Here is a 20,896-nt window from a genome sequence, read left to right as displayed (position 1 = left end):
GCTCCCAGGTAGCCGGCGACATCGATGACTACTACCGCGTGCGGCTGCTGGCGGGGCAGTCCGTTACCCTGCTGGTTGCCGACTTCGAGACCGCGGATGCGGATCTCTACCTGTATTCAGAGCAGGGCGAAATCATCGATTTTTCCATCGAGGCGGGCGAGATTGAAACCGTGACCGCGCCCGAGAGCGGGATCTGGTTCGCCAATGTCACGGCTTTTAGCGGTGCCACCAACTACATCATGGCCGTTGGCAACCAGGCCCTGGAGGGCTCTGGCTGGCAGCCGGAGATCGTTCCGGGAGAGCTCGTCGTCGACTACCGGGATGCCGCGGCGGAACCGGCCGCCCCCTCGCTGGAAGATGTGGCCGACCAGATGGGAATGGAGCAACGCGCCGGTGCTGCTGGCCGCGCCCGGCTACTTGCCCTGCGTGCGGGCCAGGCGGAACAGCGTCGCCTCGGTGCCGCGGCGGCCCGCCGGCACCAGTTCGCCGATCAAGAGCAGCAACAGCGCTGGGAGACGCTGGTCAGTATCAAGTCGCTGCGCCGCACTCCGGGTGTGCGCTGGGCGGAGCCCAACTACCGTGTTCAGGCGTCCCTGCGGCCCAATGACAACGGCTACCGCCTGCAGTGGCACTACCCGCTGATTTCCCTGCCGGCGGCCTGGGACGTGACCACCGGGGACCCGGGCGTGATCGTCGCGGTGGTGGACACCGGCATTCTGTCAGGACACCCCGATCTCGCCGGGCAACTGGTAGCCGGCTACGACTTTGTCCGGGATCCGGAGGCGGCCGGTGACGGCAACGGTATCGACTCCAATCCCGAAGACCCGGGTGACCGCAGCAACCCCGCCGCCAGCAGCTTCCACGGCACCCACGTGGCGGGCACCATCGCCGCCCGCGGCAACAATGCCAGCGGCGTCGCCGGTGTCGCCTGGAACACCCGCTTGATGCCCCTGCGCGCCCTGGGTGCCAGCGGTGGCACCTCCTACGATGTCGCCCAGGCCGTGCGTTTTGCAGCCGGCCTGGCCAACGATTCCCGCACCCTGCCTGCCCGGCGGGCGGACATCATCAATCTCAGTCTCGGTGGCGAGGGCTTCAGCCAGATCAACCAGCAGCTGTATCGGGACCTGCGCGAGACGGGCATCTTTGTTGTCGCCTCCGCCGGCAACGAGGCCAGCACCGCGCCGGGGTACCCCGCCGCCTTTGACAGCGTGATTTCGGTGTCCGCCGTGGATATACAGCGCCAGATCACTTCCTACAGCAATCGCGGTACAACCATCGACCTGGCCGCACCCGGCGGCGACAGCGGCGCCGACATCAACGGCGACGGCTATCCCGATGGCGTGCTCAGCACCGGCGGCACCGCTACCGGCTCCGGCATCGACTTTGCCTATGTATTCCTGAGTGGTACCTCAATGGCCGCACCGCACGTTGCCGGCGTCATCGCCCTGATGAAAAGCATCAATCCGGATCTCACCCCGGGGCAGCTGGCAACCCTGCTGCAAAGCGGCAGCCTGACGGACGACCTGGGAGAGCCCGGGCGCGATGATTTTTACGGCCACGGCCTGATCAACGCGGGCCGGGCGGTACAGGCCGCTCTGGACAGTATCGGCGCCGAGTTCACTGCACCCGCATCGCTGCAGTCCTCCAGCTTGAACCTGAATTTCGGTACCGGCCTGGACAGTCTCAGCCTGTTTCTCAGCAACGGCGGCAGCGGGATCCTGGAAGTGACCGCGGTGGACAGTGACGTGCCCTGGTTGCAGGTCCTCCCCGTCGAGGTTGACGGCCTCGGCCTGGGCCGTTACCAGCTGAACGTAGACCGCGGGCAGCTGGACGAAGGCCTTTTTGCAGCCACCGTCACCGCGCGTTCCAGCGCCAACAGCCTGCAGATCCGCGCCCTGGTGTCTGTCGGCAATGTGGCGGGCTCTGATGTGGGAGTGGTGTACATCCTTGTCTACGACCCGGAAATCGATGACGTGGTGGAGCAGGCCGCGGCCCGGGCACGCGAGGGCCGCTACAGCTTCAGCTTCCCGGCCCTGCCCGCCGGCCTGTACCAGGTATTCGCCGGCTCCGATGCCGACAATGACCTGTTCATCTGTGACGCCGGCGAAGCCTGTGGTGCCTGGCTGACCACGGACCAGCCGGCGGTGATCGATCTGGACCGGGACCGGACTGACATCGACTTTCCCGCCGAGTACCTGATCAGCCTGCCCAATGCCGCTGCGACGGCCACGGCACCGACACCGCGACAGGCCCTGCCCCGCCAGCCCTGAGAGCCGGCTGCCCGCTTGACGCAGGTCAACAGCCCAGAGGCGCCGGCGCAGTAGAATGGTGGCCTCATCAGGAGAGGCGGACACACCATGGCATCCCGAACTGCGGTATCCACTCAGGCACTCACTTCGGCCTCCCTGTGGGATCCGGCCCTGATCACACGCTACAACCTCGCCGGGCCGCGCTACACCTCTTATCCAACGGCGGCCCAGTTCCGGGATGAGGTCAGTGAGGGACCGTGGCGGGAGGCAGTGGCCGCCAGCAATGAAGTCAGCGCACCCCTGTCGCTGTACTTTCACATCCCCTTCTGCAGCACCGTTTGCTATTACTGTGCCTGCAACAAGATCATCACCGCCAACCGCCAGCGGGCCAGCGATTACCTGTTACTGCTGCACCGCGAAATCGAGCTGCAGGCCGCCGCCGTCAATCCGGAGCGTATTGTGCGTCAACTGCACTGGGGAGGCGGCACGCCAACCTACATCAGCGACAGCGAGATGCAGGCGCTGATGGCAGTCATCCGGCAACAGTTCCGCCTGGCCAACGATGACCAGAGTGAGTTCTCGATTGAAGTGCATCCGGGCGGCATGGCCACCGACCGCATCCGGCACCTGCGCCAATTGGGATTCAACCGTATCAGCATGGGCGTGCAGGACTTTGATCCCGAGGTGCAGCGGGCAGTCAATCGTTTCAACAGCGTTGGCGAAGTGGCTGCACTGGTCAGGGCGGTACGCGCTTCGGGATTCAAATCCCTGAGCATGGACCTGATCTATGGCTTGCCGCTGCAGAGTGAACGCTCCTTCGCCAGAACCCTTGACCAGGTCATCCGCCTGCAGCCGGACCGGCTCTCGCTGTTCAACTACGCGCATATGCCGCAATTGTTCAAGACCCAGCGCCAGCTGGATGAACGACAGTTGCCCGCAGCCGGGGTCAAGCTGGCAATCCTGCAGCAGAGCATAGACCGGTTATTGCACGAGGGTTACGAGTACATCGGCATGGACCACTTTGCCCGCCCCGGCGACGAGCTGGCCCTGGCACAAATGCAGGGCAACCTGCACCGCAACTTCCAGGGCTACTCCACCCACAAGGACTGCGAGCTGCTGGCGTTCGGCGTTTCCGCGATCAACTCCCTGGGCAACAACCACTTCCAGAATTTCAAGGACGAACAGTCCTACAGCGCCGCCATAAAGGCCGGCAAGCTGCCGCTGGCGAAGCGGATCACCCTGTCCAGGGACGACACCATCCGCAGGGCCGTGATCAACGAACTGATCTGCAACTTCGCCCTCGACTACCGGGCCATTGAACAGGAGTACGGCATCTGTTTCGCAGATTATTTCGCTGCCGAGCTTGAGCGCCTGCCGGCACCTGCAGCGGACGGCCTGCTGAGGCTGACCGACGGGGGTATCGAGGTGCTACCCCCGGGACGCTTGCTGGTCCGGCGCGTCTGCATGGAATTTGACGCCTATATCGATCGCAGCCAGCTGTCCGGCAATCGCTTCTCGCGAATCATTTGATCTCAGCGCCGGGGATGGCCGCTGCTGATCAGATTGTAGAGAAAACCGCCCACGCCACCGGCGAACCCCTGCAGCAACAAGCCGCCCCACTCCCTGGCCGCCGCCACGGGATACAGGCCCAACAGCTGGCGCATGACCAGGTGCAGGACCACCAGAGCCACAAACCCCGCCAGGCTGAACCAGAAAACCCGAGTCCCCGGCACCACGTGGATGCGCACCAGGCCGGCGGCGACCGGCATGGCGATCACAAACGCCACCAGGATCAACAGCAGGTAAGCGGTCATCCCCAGCACGTCGTGAAGGCTGGCCTGCAGCCGTGTGGTGAGGGATATGTCGACACCCATATCAGCCAGGTTGCCAAGTACTACCTGGGTTGCCAGCAGGCAGCCAAGCACATAGGCCGCGATGACCGCGGGGAAAAATGCCTTGAGCACACGAATCATGGACGACTACCTCTCGCGCTGTGTCTGTTTATAATGATCGCACAAACGGCAAAGGAAAAGTCCATGAACGCAACAGCGATTGCCCGTCGCGCACTGGCCACAGTGTTCCTGCTGACAGGTCTCAGCGCCGTGGCGGCGGAGTACCAGTTGGAGACGGTCGCCAGCGGCCTGCATCATCCCTGGTCCGTGGTCCAGCTGCCCGACGGCAGCCTGCTGGTTACCGAACGTCGCGGCAAGCTGCTGCAGATCAGTGCCGATGGCAGCCAGCGCCGGGACATCAGCGGTGCACCCGCAACCTGGGTCGCTGGCCAGGGCGGATATTTTGACATCGTGCTGCATCCGGATTTTCGCCTGAACCGGCTGGTCTACCTCGCCTACGCGAAAGGCGACAAGGACGCCAACGGCACCGCCATCTGGCGCGCCAGGCTGGAGGGAAACGCCCTGCGTGATGGCAAGGACATTCTGTGGGTGGCAGACAAGAAAAACACCGCCCAGCACTACGGCGGTCGTCTGCTGTTCCTGCCCGACAACAGCCTGCTGCTCGCGACCGGGGATGGTTTCGACTTCCGCGAACAGGCCCAGAACCCCGGCAGCGAGCTGGGCAAGGTGCTGCGGATCATGGATGACGGCAGCACTCCTGCAGACAACCCCTTCAGCGAACCCGGCAGTGAGCGGGTATGGACGCTGGGCCATCGCAATCCCCAGGGCCTGGTGCTGGCCGGCGATTCCGGCGCGGTGTACCTGCACGAACACGGCCCCAGGGGCGGGGATGAAGTCAACCTGCTGCGCGCGGGAGAGAACTACGGATGGCCCGCGGCAACCCACGGGGTCGACTACAGTGGCGCCTATGTTTCACCGTTCAGCGACTTGCCGGGCATGGCCGCCCCGCTCCACGTCTGGGTGCCCAGCATCGCGCCTTCGGGCATGGCCTGGTACGACGGCGACCAGTTCCCCCACTGGCGCGGCAAACTGCTGGCAGGCGCCCTGGTCGACAAGGAAGTTCGGTTGCTGACGCTGCAGGACGGTCGCATCACCGCCGAGTCCACGCTGTTCAGTGAACTGGACGCGCGTATCCGCGACATTCGCGTGGGTAATGACGGCTTCCTCTACCTGCTCACCGATCACGAAGACGGTGCATTGCTGCGGGTGAGGCCGGCGCAATGATCGACCCCGCCACCGCGCAGGGTGGCGAGGGCAAAACTGTCAGCGCCTCAGCTGGCGGGAGCGGCCTTGGCCTTCCTTGGAGCTGCCTTTCTGGTCGCCGCTTTTTTCTTGGCAGCGGCCTTCTTTTTCGGCGCAGCTTTTTTTGCAGCGGCCTTCCTGGGTGCCGCTTTCTTCTTCGCCGCGGCTTTCTTCTTCGCCGCCGCAGCTTTCTTGCCGGACCCTGACTTCTGCACCTTGCTGCGACGTTCGGCAGCCTTCTCGACCATCGACGCGGCTTTGTCGGCCGCCTGGGCGCGGCGCGACTCCAGCGCGAGGTCCGCCTGAATTGGCAACAGTTTCTCGAACGAGGTATAGGCTGTCTTCGCAACTTTCGCCACGGACTCCGCCAGATCCTGAACCTGCTTGACCAGCTCCTCTACGTGCTTCTGGTTGGCATTGCTGGCTTTGCCGCGCAGCGCATTGCGCGCCTTTTTCAGCCGCGTGTTGGCCGCCGTGTGCTTCTTCCTGGCGGCGGTCAGGTCAGTCTTGACCTTGGCATGCGCCTTTTCTGTTTCAGACAACAGCTTCTTCTGCAGCTGCGCCACCTTCTTGTTCGCCTGCTCTGCCATCTTCACGGCCTGGGCCATCTCTTTTTCCAACATGGGCGTTTTCACTCTCGTGGATTAACGGATACCGCAACGTAAGTGTAGGCGGAAAAGCGCCGCGCGCAACGTCTAATTTTTGATCTGCAGCAAGGGATAGCCCGTTCCGATTCAGTTCTCAAGCTGCAACATGAATTCCGCTGCAGCGAGGCGAGTCGCAGCGTCCAGATGTGCCTGCGGCGGCATCTCCGGATAGTCCGGCCGCTTGCGCTCCGGCTTGGCAACGTAGGCGGCAATACCTTCGGGGTCGTCCATGTACAGGGCCTGCACAATCTGCACGGGAGGCCCGATCAGCCGGGAATTATAGGCGTGGCAGCCGGCACAGATTCCGTAGTACACCAGGCGCCCGGGGTCCACATCGGCGAGGTCCCGCGCCGGCACAGGGCGCGGCAGGGTGTAGCTTGCAACGTTGGCGGTGGTCGCGAAAGCGCAATCGCTGTACTGGTCGAGGCCGATGGTGCGAAACCGTTCGGCGTTGAGAATACAGCCGTCGTCCATACCCACGGTGTCGACAATATCCGGGCCGCGGGTTTCCAGCATGGCTGCCAGAATAGCCCGCACGGCCGGCGCCGGGTTGCCGCCGTTGTTGAGCATGATGTTGTTGAGAATCACCGGGCGATTCGGATACGGATCAGACTCCGGGTCGACTGCGGCATTGGAAGCGAGCGAGAAATCCGTGAAGGCGATACCCACGGAATCGTTGTTGGTAATGATGTTGCCCTCCAGCACAACATCGTCACAGGCCATGACCAGCACCCCGGTGCCAGACGGAATATTGGACACCAGCGAACCGGGAATGGCGAAATTCTCGTGATTGTTGCCGGAGATGAAGTTGTTGCGGATGATCACATCGCCGCAGGTCTTGATCGGCAGTCCGGGGGTGATGAACGCCAGGATACCGCCCGTGTTGTTATAGACGAAATTGCTTTCCACCAGGGCGCCGCGGCTGTTTTCTATTTCGATACCGGCGACGCTCTCGAATACCTCGTTGAACACTACATCGACATTGTCCGACATGCCGACATAGATTGCGGCATCCTCGATTCCCGACACCACGTTGTGCGCGACTATGCCGTTCTTCCCCAGCTGCGGGAAGATGCCGTAGACCCCGGTATCGACGATGACGTTGTTGCGGATGATGTAGTTGTTCCCCGCCTGGCCCATGATCCCGTTGCCCTTGTAGCGGGTGATATACAGGTTTTCGATGGTGACACCATTGCCCGAGTAGAGTACGGCGTCATTGCGAAACTCCTCGCCATCCAGCACCGGATAGGCGCCGCGCTCAATCACCCCGGACAGGGTGATGTTGTCCTTGTCGATATAGACGGTCTCGCGATAGGTGCCCGGCAACACCTTGATGACCGCGCCAGGTGCCGCCTTGCTTACCGCCGCCTGGATCGACTCGCCATCCCGCACCAGGATCAGTTCTCCACTGGTCGGCGTGGCCAGGGTCCGCACCGGCCCCGCTGCCGGCGGGGCGATGTCCGCTGGCTCGAAGGCCGCGCTGGGCGCCGCCGGCGCCTGGATCACAGTGGGGGGTGGCTGGCGTAGCTGGCCGAGGTAAAACCCCGCGGCAAGCAGCAGTACTCCGGCGGTGGCAAATCCCAGGGTCCTTTTCATTGTGCGCTCCCAGTTGTTGTGGGGGTAACCGGCCCGTGCATCAGCGGCAGTCCCGAGGGCACTGCCACGGGCGTGACAGGCTTGAGGCTTTCATCAGTCAGCGTGTGCAGGAATTCCACCAGCTGATCCAGTTCGTCATCGGTCAAGCGTGGCTCCCAGATATGCCAATGTAGCCTGAGATTCTCGCCGGCGGGTACTGCGTGGCCGCGGCCACCGGTGTAAAACGCGACAGCCTCGCGCAGGGTGGCAAAGCGGCCCGAGTGCATATAGGGCGCGGTCAGGGCAATATTGCGCAAACCGGGCGTGCGAAATGCGCCCCGCAGGCTGGGCTCGCCACGGCCGGGCCCGGCGCCGGGATCAAATGGCAGACCCTCGGGCTCGGGAGTGCCTATCACCGCGAGCTGCTGGTTGCTGAACAGGGGCGGCGTATGGCATTCGGCGCAGCGGGCGACAAAGGACCGGAACACGTTCAGGCCCGCCTGCTCGCGCTCGCTCAGGGCATCGCTGTAGCCGTGGGCGTACTGGTCGTAGCGGCTGTTGAGGGAAACCAGCGACGTCTGAAAGGCAGCGAGAGCCGTGTACACCTGTTTCAGCTCAATGCCGGCAGTGGGCTTGCTGAAGTGGTCGGGGAAGGCCTGGGCAAACAGCGCGCGATAGCTGCCGGATCCGCGCAGGCTGGCCAGCAGGGCTAGCGGTGAATTCGCCATTTCGGTGTCTTTGAACAGCGGCTCCAGTACCTGCTGCTCCAGGCTGTCGGCGCGTGCGTCCCAAAAGAAGCGTTGCAGGAAAGCGACGTTCCACAGACTGGGCGCAGAGCGCGCACCCAGCTGGCCGCCAGTGCCCACACTGCGCCCCATGCCATCGGCAAACCCGCGGTCGGGCTGGTGGCAGCTGGCGCAGGACAGGGTGTGGTCCGCGGACAGCAGCGGATCAAAAAACAGGTAGCGCCCCAGGTCAATCTGCTGCGGGGTAAAACCGTCCCGCCAGGTCGGCAGCCCGGTCTTCAGGCCGCCGACCCCGGCGCCCTGCAGGGAATCATAGCGCTGGTAAAGACTGCGCAGCCTGCAGCCGCCCTGTGCCAGCTCGAATCCCGGCGGACAGTTGGGGCTGAGACGGAAGCTGCCCGCTTCCCGGCCCGTTTCGGCCCACGCCCCGCCAACGAGCAGCAGGTACCCGAGCGGCCAGGCGACCGCCCGCAGGAACCTATTCCGGCTGGCTGCGGATAAAGGCGATAACATCGAGGATTGCCTGCTCGCCGGGCAGTACCCTGGCCATATTGCGCATCTGCCGGCCGGTGCGATCCTCGCGGTGCTGCCCGCGCTGGCCGCTGCGGAACGCCTGCAGCTGGGCGGCCAGGTACCAGTCATCCGCCCCCGCCAGCGCAGGTGCGTTGAGCGCCACGTTGCCCCCTGCGGCGGGGCCGTGGCAGGCCCCGCAGAATTGATTGAAGTAATCGCCACCCATGGCCGCATCGCCACCCGCCAGGGTCGCTGTCGAGGGCCCGCTTGCCAGTTCACTGATGTAGCCTGCCAGGTCCGGCCAGCGCTCCGGCGGCGGCAGCATGGAGACACTCGCGGCCATCTGCTGCGCCGCCGCCGTGGCGCCTCCAGCGCCCCGCAGGCCGCGCTGGAATTTGTCCAGCTGGGCCAGTATATACACCGGGCGCAGATGATTGAGGCGCGGAGCCTGCAGGCCCGCATTGCCTCCGGCATCAGCGCCGTGGCAGGCGGCACAGGGCTGGTACAGGTCCGCGGCGGAAATATCCGCGGCCGCCGTGGCCGCACCCGGCAGCGCGGCGAGCAGCACTGCCAGCAGGGGTATAAAGAGCAAACGCATCACGCTGGTCCCGGCAAACAATTGGAAACTCGAAATCTAACAGCTTTTTGCCGCCCGGAGTATGCGGCGGCACGCTCCTGGCCGGAACAAAATGCGGACCGGCCATCGGCGGACAGCAACGGGGGAGGACAAAACCGCGGCCCTGCGCTAGACTCGCTGCTGGACTGTTCCGCGGGACCAGCGGCAGAGGCCCGAATACACCGACCTGACAGAGACGAGCGATGGAATACAACCCCGATCAACACAGCCTGAAATGCCCCAAGTGTGGACATGGCATGGAAGAAGTTACCTACGGCGACATCACCATTGACCGCTGCACCAACTGCATGGGCCTCTGGTTCGATACCGGTGAGGCGGACCAGTTGAAATCGAGGTGGATGGGCGACGCCCTCGACCTGGGGACTCGCACCGAGGGCAAGAAGTGGGACGACGTGGCCGACATCGCCTGTCCGCACTGCGGCAAGGACATGGAGAAAACCTCCGATCCCAAGCAAAAGCACATCTGGTACGAAACCTGTAGCGAGCACGGCATGTTCATGGACGCCGGGGAATTCACCGACTACAAGCATGAAACCCTGGTCGACCGCTTCCGCAGCCTGATCAAGGGCGGACGCTGAGCCTCCCGGACATACCGGGCCCAGTACCCGCAGCGACCTGACCCGGGCACTGTGATCAGCGTCGGAACCCGCCTCCTGTACGGTGCAGGGGGCGCGGTGGCAGCCGCCAAGGAAGCGGCCTACACCATGTTTATCCTGCTGTTCTATACCCAGGTCCTGGGCCTGAGCGGCACGGTCACCGGCCTCATCATCGCCGCCAGCCTGATCTGGGACGGCATTTCCGACCCCCTGGTCGGCTCCCTCTCCGACCGTCTGCGCAGCCGCTTTGGCCGCCGCCATCCGTTTATGGCCCTGAGCATCCTGCCCCTCGGCCTGGGTTTCATCGGGCTGTTTTCACCGCCCCTGGCGGTGATCGACAACAGCAGCCTGCTGGCGGCCTGGCTGCTGTTCTGGTCCCTGTGGGTGCGGACATTCGTCACCACCTTCACCATTCCCCACCTGGCGCTGTCCGCGGAGATCACCACCGACTACCACGACCGCACCCAGGTGCTGGGCGCCCGCATGGGGCTCATGTTCCTGTTTGCCGTGCTCCTGCCCGCGGCGGCCCTGCTGCTGGTCTTTCCGGAACAGAACGGTATCGATGGGCGTTTCGAGCAGTCGCGCTACCCGCTCTACGGAATGCTGTCCTGTGCCGTGGTCTGGATCATGGCCACACTCAGCACCCTGGGAACCCGCCACCATATCCGGCCCGAGGCGCCGCGGCCCGGCGGCGACAACGGCGACCGCACGACCTTCCTGGCCCTGACGCGGGATCTCTGGCGCACCCTCGGCAACCGGAATTTCCGTTACCTGATTGCCTATGACATCGCCGCCACCACGGCCTACGGCGCCATCAGCAGCCTGAACATGCTGGTGTGGACGTTCTTCTGGCAATTCTCGGCTGCCCAGATCTCCATCATCCTCTCCGCCCCGACGCTGCTGGCGGTACTGCTGGCGGTGGCTACCATGGGCCCGCTGGGCAGGCGCCTGTCGAAGCAGCGCCTGGTGCAGCTGTCGCTGCTGGGGCTCATCCTCAACTGCCTGTGGCTGTATCCACTGCAGATGCTTGAACTGCTGCCCGAGGACAGCGACACGCTGATCTTCGGCCTGAACTTCATCTTCATGCTGCTGTTCATGTACCTGTTCATGCTGCGGATCGTGAACAGCACGTCCATCGTCGCGGACCTGACCGACGAGCATGAACTGGACCACGGCGTGCGCCAGGAAGCCGGGTTCTTCTCGGTGAGCAATTTCGTCGCCAAGATGGCGACTGTCGCCGGCCCGCTGTACGGCGGCCTGGCGCTGGACGTCATCGGGCTGGAGACCGGCATGCGCCCGGGCGAGGTTCCCCTGGAAACGCTGCACGGTCTGGTGTATGCGCTGGGACTGGGTGTTATCCCGCCGCTGCTGGTGGCGCTGTGGATCATTTCCCGCATCCGTACCAGCCAGGCCCGGGTGGAGGAAGTACAGGCCAAGATTGCCGCCCGGCGCGCCCTGGCCGAGTAGGCCGGCCTGGGCACTGGCGGGCAGCCAACCGGGGGAGCCGTTGCCGGGCGGCGGCCCCTGGGGCAAAATGCCCTGCCTGAGCGCCGCCGAGAACAGCATGACTGAATCCAGCCCCACCGACCGCAGTGCGACTGTCCGCAGTGCGACGGACCGCACCGATGATGTCCGCATCCATGGCGCCCAGCCCCTGATCACGCCCTGGGTACTGGCGGAGGAGCTGCCGCTGGCCGACGCCCAGCGTCGCGGCATCGCCCGGGCACGGCGCGAACTGGAGGCGGTACTGCGCGGGGAGGACCCCCGTCTGCTGGTCGTCGTCGGGCCCTGCTCGGTACACGACCCGGCCGCCCTGCTCGACTTCGCCGCCCGCCTGCAGGAGGCCTGCGCGCCGCTGCAGGATGCCATCCTGCCGGTGCTGCGGGTCTATTTCGAGAAGCCGCGCACAGTGGTTGGCTGGAAGGGACTGATCAATGACCCGGACCTGGACGGCAGTTTCCACATCAACAAGGGCCTGCGGCAGGCGCGCAAAGTACTGCTGGATATCGCCACCCTGGGCTTGCCGGCGGCCAGCGAATTTCTCGACACCACCTTTGGCCAGTACTATGCCGATCTGGTGAGCCTGGGCGCCATCGGCGCGCGCACGGTGGAAAGCCAGATTCACCGCGAGCTGGCCTCGGGCCTGTCGATGCCGGTGGGCTTCAAGAACGGCACCAACGGCAATATCACCGTGGCAATTGACGCCATCCGCTCCGCCAGCCACAGCCACTGGTTCCCGTCCCTGACCAAGGAGGGCACCCCCGCCATCCTGCACTCCACCGGCAATCCGCACTGCTACCTGATCCTGCGCGGGGGCGGTGAATCCGGGCCCAACTACCACCCCGAGGCGATACAGGCAGCGGCGGTGGCGCTGGCCGCGAAGGACCTGCCCGCCTCCCTCATCGTCGACTGCAGTCACGGCAATAGCGACAAGGACCCGGAGCGACAGGCGGCGGTCGTGTCTTCACTGTGCGACCAGATCGAGCAGGGCCAGATGGCCATCCGCGGCGTCATGCTGGAGAGCCACCTGGTCGGCGGCGCCCAGCCGGTCGCCGCCAGGGACCAGCTGACCTACGGCCAGAGCATCACCGATGCCTGCCTGTCGCTCGAGGCTACACTGCCCCTGCTGGCGCAGCTGGCGGCGTCGGTAAAGCGCCGCCGCTGAGCCCGCTTACCAGGAGTAACCGATCCTGAACCGGTAGCTCTGGTCCAGCTTCTCCAGTTCGCTGGGCACCGCACTGTCGTACTTGAACAAGACTTCGGCTGCGCCCTCGATGTTCATCAGCAGCGGGAACGACAGCCCCATGACGAGGTGAAGGACCACATTGTCCGTCTCGTCCAGGTTCCAGATCCCGGTGTGCTTGAGGTAGAGCCGGGAACTGTCCCCCAGATAGTTGCTGCTGGCGTCCACGGTCCAGTTGGCACCGAGGTAATCCTGGTCTTCCGCAATCATGAAATCCTCATCGACGAATACCAGGCCGGCCTCGCCGGAGAGTGTCAACACGGGCTCTTCATAGAACTGGCGGCCCAGGTAGGGACCGAGGTAGTAGCGCAGGTCGAGGTCGGCGAACGTGTCCTGCTCGGCGGAGGCGTTTACGCCCCAATACAGCGGCCCCTCGAGAAAGCGGTCATACTTGAGCAGCGCAGCCCAGTTCTCGGCGTTCTTGACGCCGTTCGCCTCGTCTATTTCGCCATTGAGGCCCGCGGTGTAGCGATCCTGCAGGCTGCGCCAGACACTGTCGACACGGTAGTCAAACTCATCGGTATCGGTGTTGCCACGCTGTGCACCGAGGGCCGCGCTGGCCTGGCCGGTCCAGCGATATCCGCGCCCCAGCTCCCAGGGCTCAGGATCACTCAGCGCCAGGTCACGCAGAGAGTACCCCCCCCCTGCGGGCGCGTCCCCGGAGGTCAACACCAGCTGTTCCCGGGTCACTTCCAGGCGAGGCTCGGTAAGCACCTCGCCGTCCTTGAGCTTGAGCACCACGGGCCCGTCGGACTGCAGGCTCACTATCTGGTCCTGCTGGATCTTCAGGCTGCCGGCGAATTCTGTTTCGACTGTCACCAGGCCGTCGCGGATCCCTTTGACCACGCCAATGATTTTTGACCCGTTCTTGAGCACCAGCTCGTCCGGGGCGCCCATCGCGTTGGCCGTGGCGAGGCCAGCAACCAGTGCCGTCAGGGCCAGAGTCAGCTTGCCAACAGGAAATAAAGTACACGCCATCAGAAGTGGCTCCTTGTAGTGGGGGGAAGGGGCTTATAATACCGGATTTCCATCGGTTCTGCGCCCACGCGAACACTGCTAGACTGGTGGCCCCCGCGAAAAGGAGACGATTGTGAGCACCAAGGACTACGACCTGTTTGTCATCGGCGCCGGCTCAGGTGGTGTACGCGCCGCGCGAATGGCTGCCGGCTTTGGCGCCCGGGTGGCGATCGCCGAGGACCGCTATATGGGTGGGACCTGCGTCAATGTCGGCTGCGTCCCCAAGAAGCTGTACGTCTACGCTTCGGAATTCGGCAAGGCGTTCGAGGATGCCCGCGGCTTCGGCTGGGACAGCAGCAAGCCAGCCTTTGACTGGGCCACTCTCAGGGACAACAAGAAAACCGAGATCTCGCGCCTCAATGCGATCTACCGCAAGCTCCTGGGCGGGGCCAATGCCGATGTTCTCGAAGGTCGGGCCCGGCTGGTGGACGCCCACACCGTCGCTGTGGGCGACCAGCAGTACAGCGCGGAAAAGATCCTGATCGCAACCGGCGGCTGGCCGCACATCCCGGAATTCCCGGGTAGCGATCTCGCCATCAGCTCCAACCAAGTGTTCGATCTGGACTACTTCCCCGAACGGCTGGTGATTGTTGGCGGCGGCTACATCGCAGTGGAGTTCGCCGGCATCTTCAACGGTCTCGGCGCCCAGGTTACCCAGCTCTACCGCGGCCCCCTGTTCCTGCGCGGTTTTGATCCCGATATCCGGGCCCATGCCGCCCGCGAAATCGCCAAGACCGGCGTCGACCTGCGCTTTGAAGTCAATGTGGAGTCCATCAGCCGGGGCGCCGATGGCCTCGACCTGCAGCTGACCGATGGCACACGAATCACCGCCGACGCGGTGCTCTACGCCACCGGGCGGGTGCCTCATCTGGAAGGCCTGGGGCTGGAGAACGTCGATGTCGAGCTCACCGAGTTCGGCACCATCAAAGTGGACGAGCACTACCGCACCAGCGAGTCGAGCATCTTTGCCGTCGGCGATGTCATCGGCGGCATGGAGCTGACCCCGGTGGCCCTGGCCGAAGGCATGGCCTTCGCCCGGCGCCAGTTCGGCGAACCCGGCCAACAGGTCGACTACGACTTCATACCCACCGCGGTCTTCTGCCAGCCCAACATCGGTACTGTCGGCTTCACCGAGGAGGAAGCGCGGTCAAAGTTCGGCCATATACGCCTGTTCAAGTCCAACTTCCGGCCCATGAAGCACACCATCAGCGGTCGCGACGAACAGACCTTCATGAAGCTGATCGTGGACAAGGCCAGCGACCGGGTCGTCGGTGTACACATGATGGGGCCGGATGCCGGCGAAATCATCCAGGGCATCGCCATCGCCCTGCGCGCCGGTGCCACCAAGGCCGTATTCGATTCCACCATTGGTATTCACCCGACGGCGGCCGAGGAATTCGTCACCATGCGCGAACCCTGGACCGAAGACTGAGCCACCCGGGCAAGGCGCCATGATCGAAGTCGATTCGCTGTCACGCAGCTACGGGGCCACTCCGGCGGTGGACAACGTCAGCTTCCGCATCGGCGCCAACGAGGTGGTGGGGCTGCTGGGCCACAACGGCGCTGGCAAAACCACCATCATGCGCATGCTCAGCGGTTTTCTGGAACCTTCGGCGGGGAGCATCACCATTGCCGGCGCCGACATGGCGACCCGGGCACGCGAGGTGCAGATGCAGCTGGGCTACCTGCCGGAACACCTGCCGGTGTACCCGGAAATGCCCGTAGCGGACTACCTGGAATATGCTGCAACCCTCAAGGGTATCGCGGCGGCGGACCGCCACCTGGCCCTGCGCGAGGCTATCGCCGCAACAGACCTCGGCGAGCGGGCACTGGATCCGATCTACCGCCTGTCCCGGGGACTGCGCCAGCGGGTCGGTGTCGCCCAGGCCATCCTCGGGCAGCCGCGCCTGCTGATCCTCGACGAGCCCACCAACGGCCTGGATCCGGAGCAGACGGCACAAATGCGGGAGCTGCTGCGGCGCCTGGCCCAGCGCGCCACGGTGATTCTCTCCACGCACATCATGCAGGAGGTGGAGGCGGTCTGTGACCGGGTGCTGGTGCTGGCCGCCGGCCGGCTGGTGCTGGACCAGCCACTCATCGCCCTGCGCGAAAGCCGCACTCTCAGGCTCAGGGCCGGGCTGGAGGAACCGGCACTGGAAACCTGGCTGCGGCGACTGCCCCAGATCGCCAGCGTCACCAGTGACCGGGGCGAGCCCGGCAGCGGCACCTGGCTGCTGCAGCTGCACGAGCGCGCCGACATCGACACCGCCGCCAACAACATCGCCAAGTGCGTTGTCGCAGCCGGTGCCTGCCTCTATCAGCTACAGCCAGTGGTGCGGGACCTGGACAGCATCTTCCGCGAGGCCACCACCGGCGAAGGAGCCGCGTCGTGAGCACCGGCAGCGTCAGCCGCCGGGTGGCACAGAAGGAGATGCGCCTGTTTTTCGGCTCACCCGTGGCCTGGCTGTTCCTGGCCGTGTTCGCCGCGGTAACCCTGTTCATCTTCTTCTGGGTCGAATCCTGGTTCGCCCGCAACATCGCCGATGTCCGGCCGCTGTTTGAGTGGATGCCACTGCTGCTGATACCTCTCAGCGCCGCCCTCACCATGCGCATGTGGAGCGAGGAGCGACGAACCGGCACCCTGGAGCATGTGCTGATCCAGCCCGCCGGCATCTGGCGCTTCGTGCTCGGCAAGTTCCGCGCCTGCTTCAGCCTTCTGCTGCTGGCCCTGCTGGCGACACTGCCCCTGCCGGTGACCGCAAGCCTGATGGCGGATCTGGACTGGGGGCCGGTAGGGGCGGGCTACCTGGCTACCGCCCTGCTGGGTGCCGCCTATCTCAGCATCGGCCTGTTCGTCTCCTCCCGCACCGACAACCCCATCGTCAGCCTGATCGGCACCGTCGCCATTTGCGGCCTGCTGTACCTTTTGGGCAGCAGCACCCTCACCGGCTTCTTCGACGACCGCAGCGGCGAACTGCTGCGGCTGATTGGCACCGGCTCCCGTTTCGAGAGCATTAGCCGCGGCGTTCTCGACCTGCGCGACCTGGCCTGGTACCTCACCCTGGTGGGCGGCTTTCTGGCACTCAATGTCTACAGCCTGGAACGCGAGCGCTGGGCCCGGGATGCCCGCACCGCGCGCCAGAGACGCTGGCGCATCGGACTGGTGCTGTTGCTCGCGAACCTGGTACTGGCGAACATCTGGCTGCAGCGGCTGCCGGCCCTGCGCCTCGACGTTACCGAGGGCCGCCTGTACTCCATTTCCGCACCCACCCGGGAACTGCTGGCGCGACTGGAGGAACCTCTGCTGATACGAGGCTATTTCAGCGCCCGCACCCACCCGCTGCTGGCACCGCTGGTGCCCCAGCTGCGCGACCTGATACAGGAGTACGCCATCGCCGGGGGTGACCGGGTACGGGTCGAGTTCATTGATCCCGCCGCACACCCGGAGCTGGAGCAGGAGGCCAACGAACGCTACCAGATGCGTGCGACGCCGCTGCAGGTTGCGGACCGCTACCAGTCCGCGCTGGTCAACGCCTGGTTTCACGTCCTGGTCAGCTATGGCGATGAGTTTGCGACCCTGGGCTTTACCGACCTGATCGACGTCCGCACCGCCGGCAATACCGAAGCCGAAGTGCGCCTGCGCAACCCCGAGTTTGACCTCACCCGGGCAGTCCGCGAGGTGCTCTACAGCTATCAGCTGGGCGGCAACCTGTTCCAGGGGCTGCAGCGGCCGGTGGAGCTGGTGGCCTATGTTTCCGCCGAGGAAGAGTTGCCGGACCTGCTGCGCGACTACAGGAACGCCATGGTCAACCAGCTGGAAGAGAAAGTCGCCCAGTCCGGCGGCATGTTCAGTTACCGCTTCGTACAACCGGAAGCAAACGGGGGTGAAATCGCCCGCAAGCTCGGCGAGGACTGGGGCTTCCGGCCGATGATCTCGGCCCTGGGCGAGGAACAGGAGTTCTGGTTCTACCTGACCCTGGAGGACAATCACCAGGTGGTGCAGCTGCCCACGGAGGAGTTCGATCCCGCGGATTTCGTGCCGATGCTGGATGCGGGTATCAAGCGCTTCGCCAGCGGCTTCACCCGCACCGTTGCACTGGCGGCGCCGGAACTCAACGAGCAGATGGCCCGCTATCACCTGGGCGCACCCACTTTCGCCAATCTGGAGCAGGCCATAACCCGCGACTACAGCATCCGCCTGGAGCAGCTTGCGGACGGGCAGGTCGACCCCGGCGCGGACATCCTGGCTGTCGTCGCTCCCCGGGATCTGGACCGGGCCGCCCTGTTCGCGATCGACCAGTTCCTGATGCGCGGTGGTACCGTGGTGCTGGCAACGTCGCCCTTCAGCGTTGAATTGACCGCGGGAGAAATGCGCCTGCTCGACTACAGCAGCGGCCTTGACGACTGGCTTGGATCCCACGGTATCAGCATCGACCGGAGCCTGGTGCTGGATCCGCAAAGCGCCGCGTTCCCGGCACCGATACTGCGCACGATTGGGGAGTACGAGTTCCGCGATGTGCAGATGATCGATTACCCCTACTTTATCGACCTGCGCCCGCCGGGGCTGAATCCGGAGCACCCGATAACCGACAACCTGCCCCAGCTGACCATGGGCTGGGCCTCCCCGGTAACCGCCGACCCGCCGCCGGGACTGCGGCTGACCAGCCTGCTGCGCAGCTCGCCGGAGGCCTGGACCTCCACCGAGCGCGACGTCCTGCCGCGCCAGGACGGGAGCGACGCGCCACTGTTCACGCCCGCGGCCGAGCGCCAGCAGTTCCAGTTGGGCGTGGCCCTGGAAGGCCGGTTCAGTTCCTGGTTCGCGGGACGCAAGGCACCGCCACTGGTCGACGATGCCACCGCCGGGGTGCGGACCGTGCTTGAGCGCTCGCCGGAATCCGCGCGGCTGATCGTGTTCGCCTCCAATGATTTCATGGACGACCAGATGCTGAAAGCCGTGGTGGCCGCCGCAGGCACCCAGTATCTCGGACCGCTGGAGCTGTTCATGAATACCCTGGAGTGGTCGCTGCAGGATGAATCCCTGCTGCAAATCCGCTCCCGGGCCCACTTCAATCGCACCCTGCCCCCCATGAGCCGGGAGGCACAGCAATTCATCGAGTACCTGAACTATGGCCTGGCGGTGGCCTGGCTACTGCTGCTGGCTGGGGTGCACTGGCTCCGCGCCATGTTCCGCCGGCGCTACTATCGCCGGAGTCTGGCCCTGTGACCCGCAGCAACGGTGTCCTGCTGCTGGTGCTGGTGATCCAGCTGTTCCTGACCGCAGTGGTCTACTGGCCGCAGCAGGCGCAGCTTGTTGCGGATCCCGCGGCCCCGCTACTGGCGATCGACCCGGCCGAAGTCCGCGCGATCCAGCTCGCCGACGACCAGGGGAACGAAGCTTTCCTGCAGCGCATTGAGGGGAGCTGGCGGCTGCCGGCACAGCAGGACCTGCCCGCGGACAGCGCCCTGGTCGAGCGCCTGCTGCAGGTGCTTGCAGTGGAATGGCACGGCTACCCGGTCGCCACCAGTGTCGCAGCCAGGCAGCGATTTGAGGTCGCCAGCTACAGCTTCCAGCGCAGCGTGACCCTGATCGGCGCCGACGACGCCCAGCTGGGCACTGTATTCCTCGGCACGGCACCCGCGTTTCGCCGTATCCATGCCCGCAGCGCCGCGGACGACGCCATCTTCAGCATCGCCTTCAACAGCTTTGACGCCCCGGCCACCGATAACGCCTGGCTGGACCGGAGCCTGCTGCAGGTACCGACACCAGAAAAGATTCGCGGTGGCGACGGCTTCGCCCTGACCCGCCTGGACAACGGGGACTGGCGGGCAGCAAACGGTGCGGCGCCGGAACCGAGGGAGCTGGACGCCCTGCTGGTTTCCCTGGCAAACCTGCAGGTGGACGGTATCGCCACGGAAGACCAGCAGCGCACGCTGGCGGTATCGGCACCGGCTTTCAGCCTGGACATCGAAACCGCAGGGGAATCGCTGCAACTTGCGTTCTACCTGCTGGAAGAAGAGCATTTTATCCACGACCAGCGCTACGACCTGTTCTTCACCCTCAGCGCCTACGACTTTGACCGCCTGCAAACGCTGGACTCCGGGCGCCTGAACGGCTTGCCGTGAGCAGTACCTCACAGTGGCCGCTGCCGGCCGAGGGGGTGCGCTTCCTGACCCCGGCGTTCATGCTGGAACAGCTGCACCGCCACCCGCTTACCCGGGATTGCTATCCCACCGCGATGGGCTACTACCCGCAGGCGCGCGGACACCGGATGCGGCGCCCGCGCCACGACGACAATCTGCTGCTGTACTGTGTCGACGGCCGGGGCCGCCTGCGCATCGGCGGGCAGCGGCAGGACATAGGCGCCGGCGACCTGATCCTGCTGCCCCAGGGCCTGGGCCACAGCTACAGCGCCGACCAGGAAGACCCCTGGAGCCTGTACTGGATCCACTTCCAGGGTATCAGCAGCCGGATCTTCATGGAGTATCTCGGCTACCGGGAAGGCCGGGCGGTTATCCACGCCGGTATTGCCCCCGGGCTGATTGCCGCCTTCCACACCCTGTTGGCGGTCAACCGAACCGGCTACAGCAGCAGCGCCTTTATCAACGCCGCCAACCAGTGCCGACATCTGTTCACCCAGATCGTACTGGAAGCCAACCGCCAGCGCGCAACCCACACCACCGGGCTGGACCTGGAGGCGATCCAGGGCATTATGCACGACAGGATCCACGGCAGCCTGGAGCTGGAGGAGCTAGCGGCAGTCGCGCATCTCTCCAAGTACCACTTTGCCAGCCGCTACAAGGCGTTGACCGGCTACTCACCGATCAAGCACTTCCTGCACATGAAAATCGAGTACGCCTGCCAGCTGCTGGACAGCTCCGACCTGAGCGTGAAAGCCATCGCGGCTGCGGTGGGCTATGGGGATGCACTGTACTTCTCGCGCCTGTTCAGGCAGACCGTGGGGCTGTCGCCGCGGGCCTACCGCAGTTCGGTGCGTAAATAGCCCCACTGTCGACACGG

17 protein-coding genes are annotated in these 20,896 nt (G+C 64.8%); 11 read left to right on the top strand and 6 right to left on the bottom strand.

What is annotated here, in order from left to right:
• Both RJQ10_RS09020 and hemN read left to right on the top strand, forming a co-directional pair.
• On the top strand, window positions 1-2,270 hold a 2,270-nt coding region (locus RJQ10_RS09020), incomplete at its 5' end, for a S8 family peptidase (protein ID WP_350145755.1).
• A gap of 87 nt (window positions 2,271-2,357) precedes the next feature.
• A complete protein-coding gene (gene hemN / locus RJQ10_RS09015) occupies window positions 2,358-3,779 on the top strand; it encodes an oxygen-independent coproporphyrinogen III oxidase (RefSeq protein ID WP_350145753.1) in 1,422 nt (473 codons plus the stop codon).
• Window positions 3,780-3,781: 2 nt separating this feature from the next.
• Here hemN and RJQ10_RS09010 read toward each other — a convergent pair whose 3' ends face one another.
• Window positions 3,782-4,222 carry a hypothetical protein gene (locus tag RJQ10_RS09010; protein WP_350145751.1) on the bottom strand — a complete coding sequence of 147 codons (441 nt, stop codon included), beginning with the start codon at window positions 4,220-4,222 and terminating at the stop codon, window positions 3,782-3,784.
• 63 nt (window positions 4,223-4,285) lie between these two features.
• Between RJQ10_RS09010 and RJQ10_RS09005 the strand changes: the two genes are divergently transcribed.
• Window positions 4,286-5,386 (top strand): PQQ-dependent sugar dehydrogenase, encoded by a 1,101-nt coding sequence (locus tag RJQ10_RS09005; RefSeq protein WP_350145749.1) that lies wholly within the window; start codon window positions 4,286-4,288, stop codon window positions 5,384-5,386.
• Window positions 5,387-5,433: 47 nt separating this feature from the next.
• On the opposite strand, the gene RJQ10_RS09000 is transcribed toward RJQ10_RS09005, so the two are convergent.
• From RJQ10_RS09000 to RJQ10_RS08985, 4 genes are all read right to left on the bottom strand, one after another.
• A complete protein-coding gene (locus tag RJQ10_RS09000) occupies window positions 5,434-6,027 on the bottom strand; it encodes a hypothetical protein (RefSeq protein ID WP_350145747.1) in 594 nt (197 codons plus the stop codon).
• Between the two features lie 111 nt (window positions 6,028-6,138).
• Window positions 6,139-7,647: a parallel beta-helix domain-containing protein gene (locus RJQ10_RS08995; RefSeq protein WP_350145745.1), complete on the bottom strand. Its 1,509-nt coding sequence runs from the start codon at window positions 7,645-7,647 to the stop codon at window positions 6,139-6,141.
• A complete protein-coding gene (locus tag RJQ10_RS08990; RefSeq protein WP_350145743.1) occupies window positions 7,644-8,885 on the bottom strand; it encodes a cytochrome-c peroxidase in 1,242 nt (413 codons plus the stop codon). Before RJQ10_RS08990 ends, RJQ10_RS08995 begins: the two co-directional genes overlap by 4 nt.
• A complete protein-coding gene (locus RJQ10_RS08985; RefSeq protein ID WP_350145741.1) occupies window positions 8,851-9,483 on the bottom strand; it encodes a c-type cytochrome in 633 nt (210 codons plus the stop codon). Before RJQ10_RS08985 ends, RJQ10_RS08990 begins: the two co-directional genes overlap by 35 nt.
• Window positions 9,484-9,704: 221 nt before the next feature.
• Here RJQ10_RS08985 and RJQ10_RS08980 point away from each other — a divergent pair, with 221 nt between their 5' ends.
• The 3 genes from RJQ10_RS08980 to RJQ10_RS08970 all read left to right on the top strand — a co-directional run bounded on the left by RJQ10_RS08980 (window position 9,705) and on the right by RJQ10_RS08970 (window position 12,783).
• Window positions 9,705-10,100, top strand: a complete 396-nt coding sequence (locus RJQ10_RS08980; protein ID WP_350145739.1) for a TFIIB-type zinc ribbon-containing protein — start codon at window positions 9,705-9,707, stop codon at window positions 10,098-10,100.
• A gap of 51 nt (window positions 10,101-10,151) precedes the next feature.
• Entirely contained in the window at window positions 10,152-11,585 is a 1,434-nt protein-coding gene (locus RJQ10_RS08975; RefSeq protein WP_350145737.1) for an MFS transporter, read from the top strand.
• 97 nt (window positions 11,586-11,682) lie between these two features.
• Complete coding sequence (locus tag RJQ10_RS08970) at window positions 11,683-12,783, top strand: 3-deoxy-7-phosphoheptulonate synthase (RefSeq protein ID WP_350145735.1); 1,101 nt, start codon at window positions 11,683-11,685, stop codon at window positions 12,781-12,783.
• A 6-nt stretch (window positions 12,784-12,789) separates the two neighbouring features.
• Here the strand turns inward: RJQ10_RS08970 and RJQ10_RS08965 are convergent, their stop codons facing one another.
• Window positions 12,790-13,839 carry a DUF481 domain-containing protein gene (locus RJQ10_RS08965; protein WP_350145733.1) on the bottom strand — a complete coding sequence of 350 codons (1,050 nt, stop codon included), beginning with the start codon at window positions 13,837-13,839 and terminating at the stop codon, window positions 12,790-12,792.
• 112 nt (window positions 13,840-13,951) lie between these two features.
• Between RJQ10_RS08965 and gor the strand changes: the two genes are divergently transcribed.
• Genes gor through RJQ10_RS08940 form a run of 5 tightly spaced genes read left to right on the top strand, consistent with a single transcriptional unit; the run spans window position 13,952 to window position 20,879 of the window.
• Window positions 13,952-15,310 (top strand): glutathione-disulfide reductase, encoded by a 1,359-nt coding sequence (gene gor / locus RJQ10_RS08960; protein ID WP_350145731.1) that lies wholly within the window; start codon window positions 13,952-13,954, stop codon window positions 15,308-15,310.
• A 19-nt stretch (window positions 15,311-15,329) separates the two neighbouring features.
• Entirely contained in the window at window positions 15,330-16,271 is a 942-nt protein-coding gene (locus RJQ10_RS08955) for an ABC transporter ATP-binding protein (protein WP_350145729.1), read from the top strand.
• Window positions 16,268-19,102: a Gldg family protein gene (locus RJQ10_RS08950; protein ID WP_350145727.1), complete on the top strand. Its 2,835-nt coding sequence runs from the start codon at window positions 16,268-16,270 to the stop codon at window positions 19,100-19,102. The genes RJQ10_RS08955 and RJQ10_RS08950 overlap by 4 nt, the downstream gene beginning before the upstream one ends.
• Window positions 19,099-20,001 carry a DUF4340 domain-containing protein gene (locus tag RJQ10_RS08945; RefSeq protein WP_350145725.1) on the top strand — a complete coding sequence of 301 codons (903 nt, stop codon included), beginning with the start codon at window positions 19,099-19,101 and terminating at the stop codon, window positions 19,999-20,001. Before RJQ10_RS08950 ends, RJQ10_RS08945 begins: the two co-directional genes overlap by 4 nt.
• A complete protein-coding gene (locus RJQ10_RS08940; protein WP_350145723.1) occupies window positions 19,998-20,879 on the top strand; it encodes an AraC family transcriptional regulator in 882 nt (293 codons plus the stop codon). Before RJQ10_RS08945 ends, RJQ10_RS08940 begins: the two co-directional genes overlap by 4 nt.
• The last annotated feature ends 17 nt before the right edge of the window (window positions 20,880-20,896 follow it).

Origin of the sequence: Haliea sp. (assembly GCF_040222615.1) — a bacterium.
Taxonomy (GTDB): Bacteria; Pseudomonadota; Gammaproteobacteria; order Pseudomonadales; family Halieaceae; genus Haliea.
This window is presented reverse-complemented; position numbering and strand designations above follow the sequence as displayed.

Coding starts and splice junctions, on each gene's coding strand:
- RJQ10_RS08955 (WP_350145729.1), top strand. CDS start 15,330: ATGATCGAAGTCGATTCGCTGTCACGCAGCTACGGGGCCACTCCGGCG.
- RJQ10_RS09005 (WP_350145749.1), top strand. CDS start 4,286: ATGAACGCAACAGCGATTGCCCGTCGCGCACTGGCCACAGTGTTCCTG.
- RJQ10_RS08990 (WP_350145743.1), bottom strand. CDS start 8,885: ATGTTATCGCCTTTATCCGCAGCCAGCCGGAATAGGTTCCTGCGGGCG.
- RJQ10_RS08985 (WP_350145741.1), bottom strand. CDS start 9,483: ATGCGTTTGCTCTTTATACCCCTGCTGGCAGTGCTGCTCGCCGCGCTG.
- hemN (WP_350145753.1), top strand. CDS start 2,358: ATGGCATCCCGAACTGCGGTATCCACTCAGGCACTCACTTCGGCCTCC.
- RJQ10_RS08965 (WP_350145733.1), bottom strand. CDS start 13,839: ATGGCGTGTACTTTATTTCCTGTTGGCAAGCTGACTCTGGCCCTGACG.
- RJQ10_RS09010 (WP_350145751.1), bottom strand. CDS start 4,222: ATGATTCGTGTGCTCAAGGCATTTTTCCCCGCGGTCATCGCGGCCTAT.
- RJQ10_RS08980 (WP_350145739.1), top strand. CDS start 9,705: ATGGAATACAACCCCGATCAACACAGCCTGAAATGCCCCAAGTGTGGA.
- RJQ10_RS08995 (WP_350145745.1), bottom strand. CDS start 7,647: ATGAAAAGGACCCTGGGATTTGCCACCGCCGGAGTACTGCTGCTTGCC.
- RJQ10_RS08970 (WP_350145735.1), top strand. CDS start 11,683: ATGACTGAATCCAGCCCCACCGACCGCAGTGCGACTGTCCGCAGTGCG.
- RJQ10_RS09000 (WP_350145747.1), bottom strand. CDS start 6,027: ATGTTGGAAAAAGAGATGGCCCAGGCCGTGAAGATGGCAGAGCAGGCG.